The organism is Paraburkholderia unamae, from assembly GCF_003096875.1.
Taxonomy (GTDB): domain Bacteria; phylum Pseudomonadota; class Gammaproteobacteria; order Burkholderiales; family Burkholderiaceae; genus Paraburkholderia; species Paraburkholderia unamae.
The window spans coordinates 164353-181641 of the sequence record NZ_QEOB01000001.1 but is presented as its reverse complement, the minus strand read 5'-3'; the positions used below and the strand labels follow the sequence as shown (position 1 = coordinate 181641).

The following is a 17289-nucleotide window of genomic DNA, read 5'->3' as shown; positions in this document are numbered from 1 at the left end:
CAGTTTCCCCGTCTTCCCGTCCTGCGCTTCCCGCTTACTGGCCGGCGGTGTCGGCCACCTGAGCTCGCGCCGCTCGCTTCAAGGTCATGCGGCGCTCGTCGGGCGCCGTCGCGCCGCGCATGAAGAACACGGCGCACAGGGCGCACATCGTCCAGATTCCTGCAATCACCAGCATCTTTTCCATTTTCCGGTCCCTTCGCTCTTGCTGCTCTTTCTTGTGATCTACAACCCCCGTTGTGTTTGTATAACGGCACGGCCGCGGAATCGATTAGGGTTGTCCTGCGTGTTGTAGAGCCAGGGAAAATACCGAGCGCAACCTTCGCGCCCCGGCCGGCGGCCGTCCGCCGCAACGCCCGTCACGCAAGGCTTTCAGTGTGGTGCAACCATTTCAAGAGAGTGGTTGCACCTTTTTATTGGTGGGGTTACGATTCGCCAACTTTTTAGTCACCGCCGGTGCGGGTCAGCCGGCATACGAAGGAAACATGGCTAGCACCACACTTGGCGTCAAAGTCGACGATCTCCTGCGCTCCCGTCTCAAGGACGCCGCCACACGCCTCGAGCGCACGCCGCACTGGCTCATCAAGCAGGCGATCTTCGCCTACCTCGAGAAAATCGAGCACGGCCAGCTGCCCCCGGAACTCAACGGCCACGTGGGTGCGACCGATCTCGCCGAGGGTGCTACCGGCGACGACGACGAAGCGGCATCGCACCCGTTCCTCGAATTCGCCCAGAACGTGCAACCGCAGTCGGTGCTGCGCGCGGCCATCACGGCCGCCTACCGCCGCCCCGAGCCTGAGTGCGTGCCGTTCCTGATCGGCGAAGCGCGCCTGCCGGCCAACCTCACGGGCGACGTCACGAAGCTCGCCACGAAGCTCGTCGAAACGCTGCGCGCCAAGCGCTCGGGCGGCGGCGTGGAAGGCCTGATCCACGAGTTCTCGCTTTCCAGCCAGGAAGGCGTGGCGCTGATGTGCCTCGCCGAAGCGCTGCTGCGCATTCCCGACCGCGCCACCCGCGACGCGCTCATTCGCGACAAGATCAGCAAGGGCGACTGGAAGTCGCACGTGGGCCACGCGCCGTCGCTGTTCGTGAACGCCGCGACCTGGGGCCTCATGATCACCGGCAAGCTCGTCACGACGAACAGCGAAACCGGCCTCTCGTCGGCGCTCACGCGCATGATCGGCAAGGGCGGCGAGCCGCTGATCCGCAAGGGCGTGGACATGGCCATGCGCCTGATGGGCGAGCAGTTCGTGACGGGCGAGAACATCTCCGAAGCGCTCGCCAACAGCCGCAAGTTCGAAGCACGCGGCTTCCGCTACTCATACGACATGCTCGGCGAAGCCGCGACGACGGAAGCCGATGCTCAGCGCTACTACGCATCGTACGAGCAGGCGATCCACGCCATCGGCAAGGCCGCGGGCGGCCGTGGCATCTACGAAGGTCCGGGCATCTCGATCAAGCTCTCCGCGCTGCATCCGCGCTACTCGCGCGCGCAGCAGGAACGCACGATGAACGAACTGCTGCCGCGCGTGCGCGCACTCGCCGTCCTCGCGCGCCGCTATGACATCGGCCTCAATATCGACGCCGAAGAAGCCGACCGGCTCGAGCTTTCGCTCGACCTGCTCGAAGCGCTGTGCTTCGACCAGGAACTCGCGGGCTGGAACGGCATTGGCTTCGTGGTGCAGGCTTACCAGAAGCGCTGCCCGTTCGTGATCGACTACATCGTCGATCTCGCGCGCCGCAGCCGTCACCGCATCATGGTGCGCCTCGTCAAGGGCGCGTACTGGGACACGGAAATCAAGCGCGCGCAGGTGGATGGCCTCGAAGGCTACCCGGTGTACACGCGCAAGATCTACACGGACGTGTCGTACCTCGCCTGCGCGAAGAAGCTGCTCGGCGCGCCGGATGCGGTGTATCCGCAGTTCGCCACGCACAACGCGTACACGCTCTCGGCGATCTATCACCTCGCGGGTCAGAACTACTATCCCGGCCAGTACGAATTCCAGTGCCTGCACGGCATGGGCGAGCCGCTGTACGAAGAAGTCACGGGTCCGCTCTCGCAAGGCAAGCTGAACCGCCCGTGCCGCGTGTACGCGCCGGTCGGCACGCACGAAACGCTGCTCGCGTATCTCGTGCGCCGCCTGCTCGAAAACGGCGCGAATACCTCGTTCGTGAACCGCATCGCCGACGAAACCGTGCCGGTCGCCGAACTGGTCTCGAACCCCATCGACGAAGCCGCGAAGGTCGTGCCGCTGGGCGCGCCGCACACGAAGATTCCGCTGCCGCGCGAGCTGTTCGGTAGCGAGCGCTTCAACTCGATGGGCCTCGATCTCTCGAACGAGCATCGTCTCGCGTCGCTTTCGTCGGCGCTGCTGGCGAGCGCGCATCATCCGTGGCGCGCCGCGCCGATGCTTGCCGATATCGATTTCGCGGAAGGCACTGCGCGCGACGTGCGCAATCCGGCCGATCATCGCGATCTGGTCGGGACCGTTGTGGAAGCAACGAGCGAGCACGTGAGCGCCGCGCTCTCGCACGCCGTGGCCGCCGCGCCGATCTGGCAGGCTACGCCCGTCGAAGCGCGCGCCGATTGCCTCGCGCGCGCCGCCGACCTGCTCGAAGCGCAGATGCACACGCTCATGGGCCTGATCGTGCGCGAAGCGGGCAAGTCGCTGCCGAACGCTGTGGCCGAAATTCGCGAAGCAATCGACTTCCTGCGCTACTACTCCACGCAGATCCGCGAAGAGTTCTCGAACGACACGCATCGCCCGCTCGGCCCCGTGGTGTGTATCAGCCCGTGGAACTTCCCGCTCGCGATCTTCATGGGTCAGGTGGCCGCCGCGCTCGCGGCCGGCAACACGGTGCTCGCGAAGCCCGCTGAACAAACGCCGCTGATCGCCGCGCAAGCCGTGCGCATCCTGCGCGAAGCCGGCGTGCCGGCTGGCGCGGTGCAACTGCTGCCGGGCGACGGCGAAACCGTGGGCGCGGCGCTGGTTGCCGACGCACGCACGCGCGCCGTGATGTTCACGGGCTCGACCGAAGTCGCGCGCCTCATCAACAAGACGCTGTCCGAGCGCCTCGACTCCGATGGCCGCCCGATTCCGCTGATCGCCGAAACTGGCGGCCAGAACGCGATGATCGTCGATTCGTCGGCGCTCGCAGAGCAGGTGGTCGCGGACGTGCTGCAAAGTGCGTTCGACTCGGCCGGTCAGCGTTGCTCCGCGCTGCGCGTGCTGTGCCTGCAAGACGACGTGGCGGACCGCACGCTCGAAATGCTCACGGGCGCGATGAAGGAACTCGCGGTGGGCAACCCCGACCGCCTTTCGACCGACGTGGGCCCCGTGATCGACGTCGACGCGAAGCGCGGCATCGATACGCACGTGGCAGGCATGCGCGAAAAGGGCCGCACGGTCCAGCAGATGCCCACGCCCGACACCTGCGCGCAAGGCACGTTCGTGCCACCGACGCTGATCGAGCTAGACAGCCTCGACGAACTCAAGCGCGAAGTGTTCGGCCCGGTGCTGCACGTGGTGCGCTATCGCCGCAGCCAGCTCGACAAGCTGCTCGAGCAGATCCGCGCCACGGGTTACGGCCTCACGCTCGGCATCCACACGCGTATCGACGAAACGATCGCGCATGTGATCGGCCGCGCGCACGTGGGCAACATCTACGTGAACCGCAACGTGATCGGCGCAGTGGTGGGCGTGCAGCCGTTCGGCGGCGAAGGCCTGTCGGGCACGGGTCCGAAGGCGGGTGGCGCGCTGTATCTCGCACGTCTGCTCGCCAAGCGCCCGGCCGGCTTGCCGAAGTCGCTCGCCGATGCGCTGATCGTGGACGCGCCGCAAGGCGAGACGGCGCCGCAGTCGGCTCATGCCGCGCTCACGACGCTGCGCGACTGGCTCATCGCCGAGCGCGAGCCCGCACTCGCGGCGCGCTGCGACGGCTACCTCGAATACGTGCTCGCGGGCGCCACGGCGGTGCTGCCGGGCCCGACGGGCGAGCGCAATACGTACACGCTGTCGGCGCGCGGCACGGTGCTGTGCGTGCCTTCGACGGCAACGGGTGCGCGCGCGCAACTCGCCGTTGCGCTGGCGACGGGCAACCGCGCGCTGTTCCAGGGCGCGGCTGGCGAAGCGCTGGTGAATGCGTTGCCCGCGTCGCTCAAAGCGCACGTGGCGATCAAGAAGACGGCCGACGCCGACTTCGATGCGGTGCTCTTCGAAGGCGACAGCGACGAGCTGCTCGCGCTCGTGAAGGAAGTGGCAAAACGTCCGGGCCCGATTGTCTCGGTGCAGGGCGTGGCGGCGCACGCGCTGGCCAACGGCGATGAAGATTACGCACTCGAACGCCTGCTTGCAGAACGTTCGGTCAGCGTGAATACGGCAGCAGCGGGCGGTAATGCGAATTTGATGACGATCGGTTAAGCACAAGCCATACTGTCGGTCGTCTCAAGACAAGGAAGCGGCAAGGCTCTCGCCTAAAGCCGCTCGTTTGATACCTGGTACCAAGGAGAAGCAATGCAACACACCATGAAGCAGCTGGCAGGCGCGACGCTTGTTGCGGCCGTGTCGCTGGCGGGGACTGCGCACGCACAACAAGCCGATGACGTGAAGATCGGTTTCGCCGGTCCGATGACGGGCGCGCAGGCGCACTACGGCAAGGACTTCCAGAACGGCATCACGCTCGCCGTTGAAGACATGAACGCAACGAAGCCCGTGATCGGTGGCAAGCCGGTGCACTTCGTGCTCGACGCAGCTGACGATCAGGCCGACCCGCGCACGGGCACGACGGTCGCGCAGAAGCTCGTCGACGACGGCATCAAGGGCATGCTCGGTCACTTCAACTCGGGCACGACGATCCCGGCTTCGCGCATCTACGCGAACGCGGGCATCCCGCAGATCGCCATGGCGACGGCGCCTGAATACACGCAGCAAGGCTTCAAGACGACGTTCCGCATGATGACCTCGGACACGCAGCAAGGTTCGGTCGCGGGCACGTTCGCGGTGAAGAACCTGGGCATGAAGAAGATCGTCGTGATCGACGACCGCACGGCCTACGGCCAGGGTCTCGCCGACGAGTTCTCGAAGGCCGCGAAGGCTGCCGGCGGCAACATCATCGACCGCGAGTACACCAACGACAAGGCCGTCGACTTCAAGTCGGTCCTGACGAAGGCGAAGGCGATGAACCCCGACCTGGTCTACTTCGGCGGCGCCGATTCGCAGGCCGCGCCGATGGTCAAGCAGATGAAGTCGCTGGGCATCAAGGCGCCGCTGATGGGCGGCGAAATGGTCCACACGCCGACGTTCCTGAAGATCGCGGGTGACGCGGCGAACGGCACGGTGGCGTCGCTCGCGGGCCTGCCGCTCGACCAGATGCCGGGTGGCAAGGACTACGTCGAGAAGTACAAGAAGCGCTTCGGCGAAGACGTGCAGACCTATTCGCCGTACGCCTATGACGGCGCAATGGCGATGTTCAAGGCCATGAAGGCGGCGAACTCGACGGACCCGGCGAAGTACCTGCCGTTCCTCGCGAAGACCAGCATGCCGGCTGTCACGACGTCGGAACTCGCGTACGACTCGCGCGGCGACCTGAAGAACGGCGGCATCACGCTGTACAAGGTGGTCGACGGCAAGTGGACGACGCTGCAAAGCGTGGGCGGCAAGTAAGCCCCCGACGTTCGGCTGAAGTCAAAAGCCCCGCAAGCTCATGAGGCTTGCGGGGCTTTTGTTTATGCGCTCAGACTGCCTGTCCGGACCGAAAGGTGAGCTTATTCAGGATTCCTTTTCAGTCATTCTTCGCTCATTCTTCTCTCACTGCGCGCGCATTTTCTTGCCCGCTTCGCGAATCTGTTCGAGGGTCGCGGCGGGCGTGCTCGCTTCCTTCGGCACGCGGATCTCGATCAGCGCCGGCTTTCCGGCCGTGAGCGCGCGCTCCAGCGCGGGCGCGAATTGCGCGGTCGCCGTGACGACTTCACCGTGCGCGCCAAACGACTGCGCAAACGCCGCGAAGTCGGGGTTCGTGAGCTGCGTGCCGTGCACCCGGTTCGGATAGTGGCGCTCCTGGTGCATGCGGATCGTGCCGTAATGCGCGTTGTTCACGACGATGAACACGACGTTCAGGCCGTACTGCATGGCCGTCGCGAGTTCGGACGACGCCATCATGAAGCAGCCGTCGCCCGCGAGCGCGACCACGGTGCGTGAAGGATAAAGCGACTTCGCGGCGATCGCGGCGGGTACGCCGTAGCCCATCGCGCCGCTCGTCGGCGCGAGTTGCGAGCGGAAGTGGCGATACGCGAAATGCCGATGCAGCCAGGTGGCGTAGTTCCCTGCGCCGTTCGTGACGATCGCGTCGTCGGGCAGGCGTGCGCGCAGTTGCTGCATCACCTCGCCCAGTTGCACGTCGCCGGGCATCGGCAGCGGCTTGCGCCATGCGTGCCAGGCTTCGTGCGCTTCGGCGGCGCTGCCCGCCCACGCGGGTTGCTCGGGTGCGGGCAGTTCTGCGAGCAGCGCCGCGATTTCGGCTAGACCCGAAACGATTGGCAGATCGGCCGCGTAGACGCGCCCGAGTTCCTCGGCGCCCTGGTGCACGTGAATGAGCGTCTGCTTCGTCTTGGGAATGTCGAAGAGCGTGTAACCGCCCGTCGTCGATTCGCCCAGACGCGGCCCCAGCGCGAGCAGCACATCGGCTTCGCGAATGCGTTTGGCGAGCGCCGGGTTGATGCCGAGGCCCACGTCGCCCGCGTAGTTCGGGTGCTCGTTGTTGAGCGTGTCCTGGAAGCGGAACGCGAGGCCCACCGGCAACTGCCAGTTCTCGACAAAGCGCTGGAAGTCGGCGCATGCCTGCGTGTTCCAGCCATGACCGCCCGCAATCACAAAGGGCTTCTTCGCACCCGCGAGCAACTCGCGCACGCGCTCCATCTGCGCGGCGGAAGGCGAGGCCTGCACGCGTTGCGCGGGCGGCGCGATGGGCTGCGCTTCGGCGGCCGCAATCGCGCCGCTCAGCATGTCCTCGGGCAGCGCGAGCACGACCGGGCCGGGCCGTCCCGACATCGCGACGTGAAACGCGTGGCTCAGATATTCGGGCACGCGACGCGCGTCGTCGATCTGCGCGACCCACTTCGCCATCTGCCCGAACATGCGGCGATAGTCGATCTCCTGGAACGCCTCGCGGTCCATCTGCTCGCGCGCGACCTGGCCGATCAGGAGGATCATCGGCGTGGAGTCCTGGAACGCCGTGTGCACGCCAATCGAGGCGTGCGTGGCGCCCGGTCCGCGCGTGACGAGCGCCACGCCCGGCTTGCCCGTGAGCTTGCCGATCGCTTCCGCCATGTTCGCGGCCGCCGCCTCGTGACGGCACACCACGGTTTCGATCTTCGAGGTTTCGTCGGACAACGAATCGAGCACCGCGAGATAGCTCTCGCCGGGAACGCAGAACACGCGCTCCACGCCGTTGGCGACGAGCGCATCGACGACGAGGCGAGCCCCGGTGGTGGTGGCTTCGGTGGTGGCGGAATCGTTCGGCTGCTGCATGGCGGTCAAGTCTCCTTCAATCGTTACGTGATGACGTGCAGATACTTCGGGCAAGGCGACAGCGTGTCAAACGATCAGCACTCGACGATATTCACCGCGAGGCCGCCGCGCGAGGTCTCCTTGTACTTCGTCTTCATGTCGGCGCCGGTCTCGCGCATCGTCTTGATGACGGAGTCGAGCGAGACATAATGCGCGCCGTCGCCGCGCAGCGCCATGCGCGCGGCGTTCACGGCCTTCACCGACGCCATGGCGTTGCGCTCGATGCAGGGAATCTGCACCATGCCGCCCACGGGGTCGCAGGTGAGGCCGAGGTTGTGTTCCATGCCGATTTCGGCGGCGTTTTCCACTTGCAGCGGCGTGCCACCGAGCACGGCGGCGAGCGCGCCCGCGGCCATCGAGCAGGCCACGCCCACTTCGCCCTGGCAGCCCACTTCCGCGCCCGAAATCGAGGCGTTGAGCTTGTAGAGAATGCCGATGGCGGCGGCGGTCAGCAGGAAGTCGATCACACCCTGTTCGTTCGCGCCGGGCGTGAAGCGCACGTAATAGTGCAGCACGGCGGGAATGATGCCCGCGGCGCCGTTGGTCGGCGCGGTCACCACACGGCCGCCCGCGGCGTTCTCCTCGTTCACGGCGATCGCGTAGAGGTTGATCCAGTCGATCATCGAGAGCGGGTCTTGCAGCGCGCGCTCGGGGTGGCCGGTGAGCGCGCGATAGAGTTGCGGCGCGCGGCGCTTCACGGCGAAGGGGCCGGGCAGCGTGCCTTCGGCGTCGGGATTGTTGATGCCGCAGCCGCGCGAGACGCACGATTGCATCACGTCCCAGATGCGCAGGAGACCTGAGCGAATCTGATCGTCGCTGTGCCAGACGCGCTCGTTCTCCAGCATGAGCTGCGCGATGCTCTTGCCCGACGCTGCGCACAGCGCGAGCATCTGCGCCCCCGTGCTAAACGGATTGGGCAGTTGCTGCGCGGCGGCGAGCACTTTCGTATTCGGCGCGCCCGCCGTGACGACGAAGCCGCCGCCCACCGACAGATAGGTGCTTTCGCGCAGCGTCTCGCCGGCCGCGTCGAGCGCGCGCAGCTTCATGCCGTTCGGGTGCTCGGGCAGCGCCTGGCGATAGAACGCCACGTGCTCCTTCGGCACGAACGTGATCGGATGACGGCCGAGCAGCGCGAGCTGGCGCGCCTTGCGCACGGCTTCGAGGCGAGCGTTGATGGTGTCGGGATCGACGGTGTCGGGCGCGTCGCCCATCAGGCCGAGCATGACGCCGCGGTCGGTGCCGTGGCCCTTGCCGGTCGCGCCGAGCGAGCCGTACAGCTCGACTTTCACGGCGGCCGTGCTGGCGAGCAGGCCGTCGCGCTCGAGTCCTTCGGCGAACATCAGCGCCGCGCGCATCGGCCCGACCGTGTGCGAACTGGAGGGCCCGATGCCGATTTTGAAGAGGTCGAAAACGCTCACTGCCATGGGTACTGCTCCTGCTTGTCTGACGTTGGTTTGTGGGGGTGCTGCGTTAATGCGACATCGTTTTTCCCGTGCCGCCGCCGCAACCCTCGCGCGCTTTTCAGCGCGCCGGCAACGGCAGGCAAACGGCGAGCCACGCGGGCGGCGTGGGCGCGAGTTTCAGCGCGACCGGCGCAAAACGGCCGTCGAGTCGCGCCGCCAGGTGAAACAGCTCGGCGGCGTTCTTCGGGTCCCACTGGCCGGAATAGCCGGGCAGGCCCGCTTCGCGCCGCTTCGCGTCGAACGGCACGTTCGAATGCACGAATTCCTCGTGCGTTTTCTGGCCGAGCGCGTACGGCGTGAGCCAGTCGAGCGCGGCGGCGAGCGACGCGCCATTGGCCGCGCGCTCGGGCAGCCAGTTGCGGTTGTGACGGCGCGCGGCGAGCGCGGCGGTCACGAGCGGCTGGAGATCGTAGGTGACGTAGTGCAACGCATCGCGCTCGCTGAAATCGAGCGTCGAGCCGTCGGGCGCGATGTTGTCGCCGATATGCTCGAGGAAGAGCCGCTGCGCCGTCGCGATCATCTTCCGGTTGTCGAGCGTGAACGCGATCATCGCTATCAGTTTGACCCGATGGCTCTGCCAGTTGTTCGCGAAAGTGCCCTTGAGCGGGCGCGGCTGCGCGTCGATCTGCCCGATATAGCCATTCGCGAAGCTGTTCAGGAACTGCATGGTCGCGTTGCGCGTTTTCACGGGCAGCGCGCTCGCGGTCAAGTCGTAGGCGAGGATCAGCCCCTCGAAGCGCGTTTCGTCGATGGGGTTGAAGCTGGGCTTGTACGTGGTGACCCAGGCGAGCAGAAAGCGGTCCACGAGCCGCAGAAAGCGCTCGTCGCTCGTCGCGCGCCACGCGAGCGCGGCGTTGCGCATGAGGTCGAGTTCCTTCGCGGCCTCGACGCTCTCGTCGTAGATGCCTTCGTGCGGCAGCGTGCCCTCGGTATGCAGCTTCGCGAGCGGTCGCGGCACATCGTTGACGTGCGCCACCACTTCGGCCACGAGCGCCTTCACGCCGGGGTCGGCGTTGGTGCGTTCGCTCGATTGCAGCGCGGGAGCCGCGCAAAAATTCATGGCCGCCTGGGCCGTGCCGGCGAAGGCGCCTGTGAAGGCGGCGCAGGCGAGCGCCAACGCGGCGGCAAGGCGCGGCGGACCGCTTTGCTGCAATGCGCCAGGCGCCTGCCGGACCGAATTGCGCGTTGCGGCTTGCGGCAAGCCCCGCCGTGAGTCCCACATTGGAACCATTCGCACCTTCCGCGCCATGCGCGACTCCCTGATTCAAGGCTGACAGGTGTGTGATGTTAGCGGTTTGCGGCGGCAAATGTGAGCGGAATGACCGCCGCTGCGTCAACCGGAGGTGACGCAGCGGCCTGGCGGGGGCTCGCGTTGGCTTGCGGTGACTTACTCGCCGGCGGTCTGATCGGCGTAGTCGGCCATCGGCACGCACGAGCAGAACAGGTTGCGGTCGCCGTAAGCGTTGTCGGCGCGGCCGACCGGCGGCCAGTACTTGCGCGCGACGAGCGACGCGACCGGGTACGCAGCCTGCTCGCGCGAGTAGGCGTGCTTCCAGTCGTCGGCGACCACCACGGCGGCCGTGTGCGGCGCGTGGCGCAGCGGGTTGTCTTCCTTGTCCGCGCGGCCTTCTTCCACAGCGCGGATTTCGTCACGGATTGCCACCATCGCGTCGATGAAGCGGTCCAGTTCCTCCTTCGACTCCGACTCGGTCGGCTCGACCATCAGCGTGCCCGGCACCGGGAAGCTCATGGTCGGCGCATGGAAGCCGTAGTCCATCAGGCGCTTGGCCACGTCGTCCACGGTGATGCCGCTCGCGTCCTTGATGGGGCGCAGGTCGAGAATGCACTCGTGCGCCACCAGCCCGCCCGGGCCGCTGTAGAGCACCGGGAAGTGCGGCGCGAGCTTCTTCGCCACGTAGTTCGCGTTGAGGATCGCGTTCTCGGTCGCGGCCGTGAGGTTGTCCGCGCCCATCATGGCGATGTACATCCACGAGATCGGCAGGATCGAGGCCGAGCCGTAAGGCGCAGCGCTCACCGCGCCGATGCCGTGACCCTTGTCGGTCGAGCGCTTGTAGCCCGACGAAAGCTGGTTCGGCAGGAACTGCGCGAGGTGCGCGCCCACCGCGACCGGACCCACGCCGGGGCCGCCGCCGCCGTGCGGAATGCAGAAGGTCTTGTGCAGGTTCAGGTGCGAGACGTCGCCGCCGAACTGGCCCGGCGCGGCGAGGCCGACCATGGCGTTCATGTTCGCGCCGTCCACATACACCTGGCCGCCCGCCGCGTGCACGATCTCGCAGACTTCGCGCACGTTCGCCTCGAACACGCCGTGCGTGGACGGGTAGGTGATCATGATCGCCGCGAGCCTGGCCGCGTGCTGTTCGGCCTTGGCCTTGAGGTCGTCGAGATCGACGTTGCCTTGCGCGTCGCACGCCACCACGACCACCTGCATGCCGGCCATCTGCGCCGAAGCGGGGTTCGTGCCGTGCGCGGAAGCGGGAATCAGGCAGACGTTGCGATGCGCTTCGCCACGCGAGGCGTGGTACGCCTGGATGATCAGCAGGCCCGCGTACTCGCCCTGCGAGCCCGCGTTCGGTTGCAGCGACACGGCGGCGTAGCCGGTTGCGGCGACGAGCATCTGTTCGAGCTGATCGACCATCTCGCGATAGCCGACCGTTTGTTCGGCGGGCGCGAACGGGTGGATGCGGCCGAATTCGGGCCACGTGACCGGCAGCATTTCCGACGTCGCGTTGAGCTTCATCGTGCACGAGCCGAGCGGGATCATCGAGCGGTCGAGCGCGAGGTCCTTGTCGGAGAGGCTGCGCAGGTAGCGCAGCATTTCCGTTTCCGAATGATGACGGTTGAACACCGGGTGCGTGAGGTACGCGCTTTCGCGCGCGAGCGCAGCCGGGAACGACACGGTGGCGCTGGCGGTGAGTTCGGCGTCGAGCTTGTCGAGCGAAGGCGTTTCGCCCGCGAACGCGGCTTGCGCGAACACGGCGAGCAGATCGGCCAGATCGGCGCGCGTGGTGGTTTCATCGACGGACACGCCAACTCGCGTTTCGCTCACGTGGCGCAAGTTCATGCCGCGCGCGAGCGCCGCGTCGTGCAGCGCCTGCGTGCGCGGGCCGGCTTCGAACGTGAGCGTGTCGAAGAAGGCGTCGTTCACCAGCGTGTAGCCCAGTTGCTTCGCGCCCGCGGCGAGGATCGCGGCGACCCGGTTCACGCGCTGCGCGATGCGCTTCAGGCCTTGCGGGCCGTGGTAGACGGCGTACATGCTCGCCATGATCGCGAGCAGCGCCTGCGCCGTGCAGACGTTCGAGGTGGCCTTTTCGCGACGGATGTGCTGCTCGCGCGTTTGCAGCGCGAGGCGCAGTGCGGAGTTGCCATTCGCGTCGACGGTCACGCCGACGAGACGGCCCGGCATCTGGCGCTTGAATTCGTCCTTGACCGCGAGGTAGGCGGCGTGCGGGCCGCCGAAGCCCATCGGCACGCCGAAGCGCTGCGAGTTGCCCACGGCCACGTCCGCGCCCCATTCGCCCGGCGGCGTGAGCACGGTGAGCGCGAGCAGGTCGGCGGCGGCGATCACCGCGCCGCCTGCGGCGTGGATGGCGGCGGCGAGTTCGCGGTAGTCGCGCACGTCGCCGTTGACGCCCGGATATTGCAGCAGCACGCCGAAGGCGCCCGCCTGAGCGGCTTCAGCGGCCGGGCCGACCTTCACCTCGATGCCGATCGGCTTCGCGCGCGTCTTCACCACTTCGAGGGTCTGCGCGAGCACGTCGTCGGCGACGAAGAACACGTTCGACTTCGACTTGCCCACGCGCTGCACGAGCGTCATGGCTTCGGCGGCGGCCGTGGCTTCGTCGAGCAGCGATGCGTTCGAGATCGCGAGGCCCGTCAAGTCGGTGATCATCTGCTGGAAGTTCAAGAGGGCTTCGAGGCGGCCCTGCGAGATTTCCGGCTGGTACGGCGTGTACGCGGTGTACCACGCCGGGTTTTCGAGCACGTTGCGCAGGATGACGGCCGGCGTGTGCGTGTCGTAGTAGCCCTGCCCGATGTACGAGCGGAACACCTGGTTCTTGTCCGCGAGCGCGCGCAGGGCGGCGAGCGCCTCGGCTTCCGAGCGCGGCTGCGAGAACGGCCCGAGCGGCAGCGTCTCGTTGCGGCGGATCTTCGCCGGAATCACCGCATCGATCAGCGCGGCGCGCGAGGCGAAGCCGAGCGCGTCGAGCATCGCCTGCTGGTCGGCCGTGTCGGGGCCGATGTGGCGGGCGGCGAAAGCGTCGTGCGCTTCGAGCGCAGCAAGCGAGAGCGGGGAGTTCATCAGACGATCCGGGTGTTCGAGCTTCATAGGGGTTCCTGCGGGCGCGGGCGGCGATGTCAGCGCGCCGCCGCGCCATGGCGGTTAAGGCGAGATTGCCAGCTTATGCGCCGATTGCCTTTTCGTACGCGGCAGCGTCGATCAGCGAGTCGAGCTTGGCGTCGGCGGCGGGCTTGATCTTGAAGAGCCACGATTCGTACGGCGCGCCGTTCACCTGGTCGGGCGTGTCGACGAGCGACGTGTTCGACTCGACGATCTCGCCCGCAACCGGCGCGTAGATGTCCGAGGCGGCCTTGACCGACTCGATCACGGCCACGGCGTCGCCGGCGGCGACCGCGCGGCCCGCGTCAGGCAGTTCGAGGAAGACGATGTCGCCCAGCGCTTCCTGCGCGTGGTCGGTAATGCCGACGGTCAGCGTGCCGTCGGCTTCGGTGCGGATCCACTCGTGCGATTCGGTGTATTTCAGATCGGCCGGGATGCTCATGGTTGCTCCAGTGCGTGGTTCGGTTTTTGTTGCTTGAAAAGGGGAGGGCGTGCGCGGCTCGAATCCTTGCGGATCAGGCGACGAGCACCTTGCCGTTGCGCACGAACGGCAGTTTTACCACGCTTGCGGGAAGGGCTTTGTCACGGATCTGCACCTGCACGACATCGCCCGGCTGCACGCCCTGGGGCACGCGTGCGAAGGCGATGGATTCCTGCATGCTCGGCGAGAAGGTGCCGCTCGTGATCTCGCCCTCGCCGTGCAGCGTGAGCACCTTCTGGTGCGCGCGCAGCACGCCGCCGGCCTTGCCGTTTTCCTTTTGCAGGATCAGACCGACGAAGGCCGAGCGCGAGCCGTTGGCTTCGAGCGCCGGGCGGCCGACGAACTCGCGCGGCTCCTTCATGTCGACGGTCCAGGCGAGGCCCGCGTCGAGCGGCGAGACGCCGTCGTCCATGTCCTGGCCGTAGAGGTTCATGCCTGCTTCGAGGCGCAGCGTGTCGCGTGCGCCGAGACCGCAGGGCTTCACGCCCTGGCGTTGCAGGGCGTCCCAGAGTTCGCACACGGCGGCGGCCGGCACCACGATCTCGAAGCCGTCTTCGCCGGTGTAGCCGGTGCGCGCAATCATCAGTTCGCCGAACGGCGTGGCTTCGATCTTCGCGGCGTTGAAGGGTTTGAGCACTTCGGTGGCGCTGCGCGACGAGGGTGCGACCTGCCAGACCTTTTCGCGCGCGTTCGGGCCTTGTACGGCCACGATCGCCAGATCGCGGCGCGGCGTGATGGTGAGGCCGAAGCCGCCTTCGGCGTTGAGCTTCTCGAACCAGGCGATGTCTTTTTCAGCCGTGCCCGCGTTGACGACGGTGCGGAACTGGTCGTCGGCGAAGAAGTAGACGATCAGGTCGTCGATCACGCCGCCTTCTGGGTTCAGCATGCACGAGTAGAGCGCCTTGCCGGGCGTCGTGAGCTTGGCGACGTTGTTGGCGAGCGCACGGGCGAAGAACTCGCGCGCCTTCGGGCCCGCAAAGTCGACCACGCACATGTGCGAGACGTCGAACATGCCGGCGTCGGTGCGCACGGCGCGATGCTCGTCGATCTGCGAGCCGTAGTTGACGGGCATGTCCCAGCCGCCGAAGTCGACCATGCGGGCGTTGAGCGCGCGGTGCGTGTCATTCAGCGGGGTGCGTTTGAGTTCGGTCATGGGGCCTCAGCGAGATACGCGCGAAAACGAAAAAGGCCATGCAGGAAGCGCCGCAGGCACGATGCCCGTGGTCGATTCTTGCATGGCCCCTCTGTCCTCGGTACCTGAGAGATTGCGCCTTGCTGCGACTGGCGCGCGCCCCTTCGGTGGGCAGCCTGAACGCGTGGGGGTACGATCCGCCGCCGCCCGTTCTACTGCCGCTCTCCAGAGTTACGGACTTGTCTGCTGTCTCGCTTGCCTCGCGCCAAAGCACGAAACAGGCGAATCAGCGGTCCGGCGCGCACGGTCCTTTTGCCTGAGAGTTTGTGGGTTGCCCCTTCGGCGGCGCCGCTTGCACTGGTGAAAGGCAAACGGCACGCTCTCCCGGCGCGCGCAGCGATTGTGCGCGACGCCTCGGGGCTATGTCAATGCGGAAAAATTCGGCGCGCGGCGCGGGCAACGGGCGGGAAGGCCGGTGGCTGTCGGTGCGTGCGGGATTGCGCAGATTGAGGGCGCACGCGGCGCGGCGCCAGGGGAAAACGGGGGCGGTATGGATAGCGGCCGGAAGGCAGTGCGAGCCGCGACCGCGCGGCTCGCACCTGGAGGACGCTTACTCGCCGATGGCGCGCGCGGCCGTGTCGAGTTCCTGGTTCAGCACATGCTGTTCGTCGGCCGAAATGCCGCCGCCGTGCTGCGCAGCCATGTCGTGCGCTTCGCCGCGGATCGTGTCGAGGCGATGATGCAGCGCGCCGCCCTGGGGCGGCGGGTAGTAGCCCTGGCTTACGCGCATGTCGATGCGGTGGCCCAGATTGTCGATGCGGCTGTCGACCTGATGCAGGCGATCGACGGCGACTTCATGCGGGTTCGGGCCCGGCGGGGGCGGCGCAACGGGGCGCGACGCCGGCTGGTTGACCACGCACGCGGCGAGGGTCGAGACGAGCACGCCGGCGGCGGCAAGGCGTAGAGCGTGGGTAAAGCGGGTCATTCAGACTCTCCTTTGTCTTGTCGTTGCTGCTTTTTTGGTCTTGCATGTCCACAAACGTCTGGCGATTGCCGCGTGATGACCCGGCCGCGGCAACCAGATGTAACCAATTGTTCGGACCTTTCAGCGGCGTCGGCGCAATGCAAGCTCGACGCCGCCACATCCGAAAGCGGCGGCGTGAGCCGGCGCCGTCAGGACTCGCGCACGAACGCCAACGTGCGGCCTTCTTTCGCGCTTTGCATCGCCAGCTCGATGAGCGTCATGACGTCGATGGCGTCCTGGGGGCTCACCGGGAACGCCTGGCCTTCGCGGATCGCGGCGGCGAGCGCGCGATACAGATCGGCGTAATTGCCCGCGGCGTTGGGCACTTCGAGATCGGCTTCCTGGCCGTCGTCTTTCAGCACGTGCAGGCGGCCCGCCTCGTTGCCCGCGCCGAAGCCGGGCTGACCGGGACGCAGCCCGTCCTTGAGCTGATCTTCCTGGGTGTCGAGCCCGTTCTTCAGATAGCTGCCGCGCGTGCCGTGAATCGCGAAGCGCGGCGCGTACGCGGCGAGGGCGCTTGCGTGCAGCACGGCGTCGTGGTGCGGGTAGCGCAGCACGAGGTGCGCGTAGTCCGGCGCGCTCGCGTGCTCGCGGCGCGTGTGGACGAACGCGGTGATCGATTCGGGCGCGCCGAAAAGCGCGAGCGTCTGGTCGATCAGATGCGGCCCGAGGTCGTAGAGCAGGCCGCCGCCGCGCGTGGCGTCCTCGCGCCAGCGCTGGCGCACCTGCGGGCGGAAGCGGTCGAAGTGCGACTCGTAGTGCGTGACGCGCCCGAGTTGGCCGCCTGCGATCAGGTCGCGAACGGTGAGGAAGTCGCCGTCCCAGCGGCGGTTGTGGAAGGGCGCGAACACGAGGCCGCGCTGCTTCGCGATGGCCGCGAGCGTGCGCGCTTCCTCGGAAGTGAGCGTGACCGGCTTGTCCACCAGCACGTGCTTGCCGCGCTCGAGCGTGCGGCGCGCGAGATCGTAGTGCGTGTCGTTGGGCGTGGCGATCACGACGCATTCGATCGCGTCGAGCGAAAGCAGGGCGTCGAGGTCGGGCACGATCGCGGCGTCCGGATAGTCGGCCTGGGCGCGCTCGCCCTGGCTCGTCGCGATGGCGGCGAGTTGCGCCGCGCCGCTGTGCGCGATCACGGGGGCGTGGAAGGTCTGGCCGGCGAAGCCGTAGCCCATCAGGCCGATTTGCAGCGGTGCAGTCTGCGGTGCAGTCATGAGGCGCGTCCTTTTTCCAGCAGGGTGGCGGGAGCCCGTTATTGTGGCACGGTCGC

Annotated in this window: 11 protein-coding genes and 2 riboswitches; of the genes, 2 read left to right on the top strand and 9 right to left on the bottom strand. The window is 67.1% G+C overall.

Going from position 1 to position 17289, the window contains the following annotated elements:
- Nucleotides 1-34: 34 nt before the first annotated feature.
- Nucleotides 35-184: a hypothetical protein gene (locus C7402_RS46695; protein WP_165841756.1), complete on the bottom strand. Its 150-nt coding sequence runs from the start codon at nt 182-184 to the stop codon at nt 35-37.
- 298 nt (nt 185-482) lie between these two features.
- Between C7402_RS46695 and putA the strand changes: the two genes are divergently transcribed.
- Both putA and C7402_RS00790 read left to right on the top strand, forming a co-directional pair.
- Nucleotides 483-4418, top strand: coding sequence for a trifunctional transcriptional regulator/proline dehydrogenase/L-glutamate gamma-semialdehyde dehydrogenase (gene putA / locus C7402_RS00795; protein ID WP_116609345.1), 3936 nt, complete (start codon nt 483-485; stop codon nt 4416-4418).
- A 93-nt stretch (nt 4419-4511) separates the two neighbouring features.
- A complete protein-coding gene (locus tag C7402_RS00790) occupies nt 4512-5660 on the top strand; it encodes a branched-chain amino acid ABC transporter substrate-binding protein (protein WP_112169947.1) in 1149 nt (382 codons plus the stop codon).
- Between the two features lie 144 nt (nt 5661-5804).
- Here C7402_RS00790 and C7402_RS00785 read toward each other — a convergent pair whose 3' ends face one another.
- From C7402_RS00785 to C7402_RS00750, 8 genes are all read right to left on the bottom strand, one after another.
- The gene (locus C7402_RS00785) at nt 5805-7523 is read right to left on the bottom strand and encodes a thiamine pyrophosphate-binding protein (protein ID WP_116609344.1); all 1719 of its coding nucleotides are present in this window, start codon (nt 7521-7523) and stop codon (nt 5805-5807) included.
- 74 nt (nt 7524-7597) lie between these two features.
- Nucleotides 7598-8986, bottom strand: coding sequence for an L-serine ammonia-lyase (locus C7402_RS00780; protein WP_112169945.1), 1389 nt, complete (start codon nt 8984-8986; stop codon nt 7598-7600).
- A gap of 97 nt (nt 8987-9083) precedes the next feature.
- Entirely contained in the window at nt 9084-10247 is a 1164-nt protein-coding gene (locus C7402_RS00775) for an alginate lyase family protein (RefSeq protein ID WP_116609343.1), read from the bottom strand.
- A gap of 165 nt (nt 10248-10412) precedes the next feature.
- On the bottom strand, nt 10413-13373 hold the full coding sequence (gene gcvP / locus C7402_RS00770) for an aminomethyl-transferring glycine dehydrogenase (protein ID WP_116609342.1): 2961 nt from the start codon (nt 13371-13373) through the stop codon (nt 10413-10415).
- A 73-nt stretch (nt 13374-13446) separates the two neighbouring features.
- Nucleotides 13447-13827 carry a glycine cleavage system protein GcvH gene (gcvH, locus tag C7402_RS00765; RefSeq protein ID WP_112169942.1) on the bottom strand — a complete coding sequence of 127 codons (381 nt, stop codon included), beginning with the start codon at nt 13825-13827 and terminating at the stop codon, nt 13447-13449.
- A 73-nt stretch (nt 13828-13900) separates the two neighbouring features.
- Nucleotides 13901-15019, bottom strand: coding sequence for a glycine cleavage system aminomethyltransferase GcvT (gene gcvT, locus C7402_RS00760; RefSeq protein ID WP_116609341.1), 1119 nt, complete (start codon nt 15017-15019; stop codon nt 13901-13903).
- A gap of 81 nt (nt 15020-15100) precedes the next feature.
- Nucleotides 15101-15237: riboswitch (glycine riboswitch) on the bottom strand.
- 56 nt (nt 15238-15293) lie between these two features.
- Nucleotides 15294-15395, bottom strand: a riboswitch (glycine riboswitch).
- 213 nt (nt 15396-15608) lie between these two features.
- Nucleotides 15609-15983, bottom strand: coding sequence for a hypothetical protein (locus C7402_RS00755; protein ID WP_112169940.1), 375 nt, complete (start codon nt 15981-15983; stop codon nt 15609-15611).
- A 188-nt stretch (nt 15984-16171) separates the two neighbouring features.
- Nucleotides 16172-17233 (bottom strand): oxidoreductase, encoded by a 1062-nt coding sequence (locus tag C7402_RS00750; RefSeq protein ID WP_244314712.1) that lies wholly within the window; start codon nt 17231-17233, stop codon nt 16172-16174.
- Between the last annotated feature and the right edge of the window lie 56 nt (nt 17234-17289).

What these genes read in the sequence shown, in the direction of transcription:
- gcvP (WP_116609342.1), bottom strand. Translation starts at nt 13,373, where the DNA reads ATGAAGCTCGAACACCCGGATCGTCTGATGAACTCCCCGCTCTCGCTT.
- gcvH (WP_112169942.1), bottom strand. Translation starts at nt 13,827, where the DNA reads ATGAGCATCCCGGCCGATCTGAAATACACCGAATCGCACGAGTGGATC.
- C7402_RS00790 (WP_112169947.1), top strand. Translation starts at nt 4,512, where the DNA reads ATGCAACACACCATGAAGCAGCTGGCAGGCGCGACGCTTGTTGCGGCC.
- putA (WP_116609345.1), top strand. Translation starts at nt 483, where the DNA reads ATGGCTAGCACCACACTTGGCGTCAAAGTCGACGATCTCCTGCGCTCC.
- C7402_RS00750 (WP_244314712.1), bottom strand. Translation starts at nt 17,233, where the DNA reads ATGACTGCACCGCAGACTGCACCGCTGCAAATCGGCCTGATGGGCTAC.
- C7402_RS00780 (WP_112169945.1), bottom strand. Translation starts at nt 8,986, where the DNA reads ATGGCAGTGAGCGTTTTCGACCTCTTCAAAATCGGCATCGGGCCCTCC.
- C7402_RS46695 (WP_165841756.1), bottom strand. Translation starts at nt 184, where the DNA reads ATGGAAAAGATGCTGGTGATTGCAGGAATCTGGACGATGTGCGCCCTG.
- C7402_RS00755 (WP_112169940.1), bottom strand. Translation starts at nt 15,983, where the DNA reads ATGACCCGCTTTACCCACGCTCTACGCCTTGCCGCCGCCGGCGTGCTC.
- C7402_RS00785 (WP_116609344.1), bottom strand. Translation starts at nt 7,523, where the DNA reads ATGCAGCAGCCGAACGATTCCGCCACCACCGAAGCCACCACCACCGGG.
- gcvT (WP_116609341.1), bottom strand. Translation starts at nt 15,019, where the DNA reads ATGACCGAACTCAAACGCACCCCGCTGAATGACACGCACCGCGCGCTC.
- C7402_RS00775 (WP_116609343.1), bottom strand. Translation starts at nt 10,247, where the DNA reads ATGTGGGACTCACGGCGGGGCTTGCCGCAAGCCGCAACGCGCAATTCG.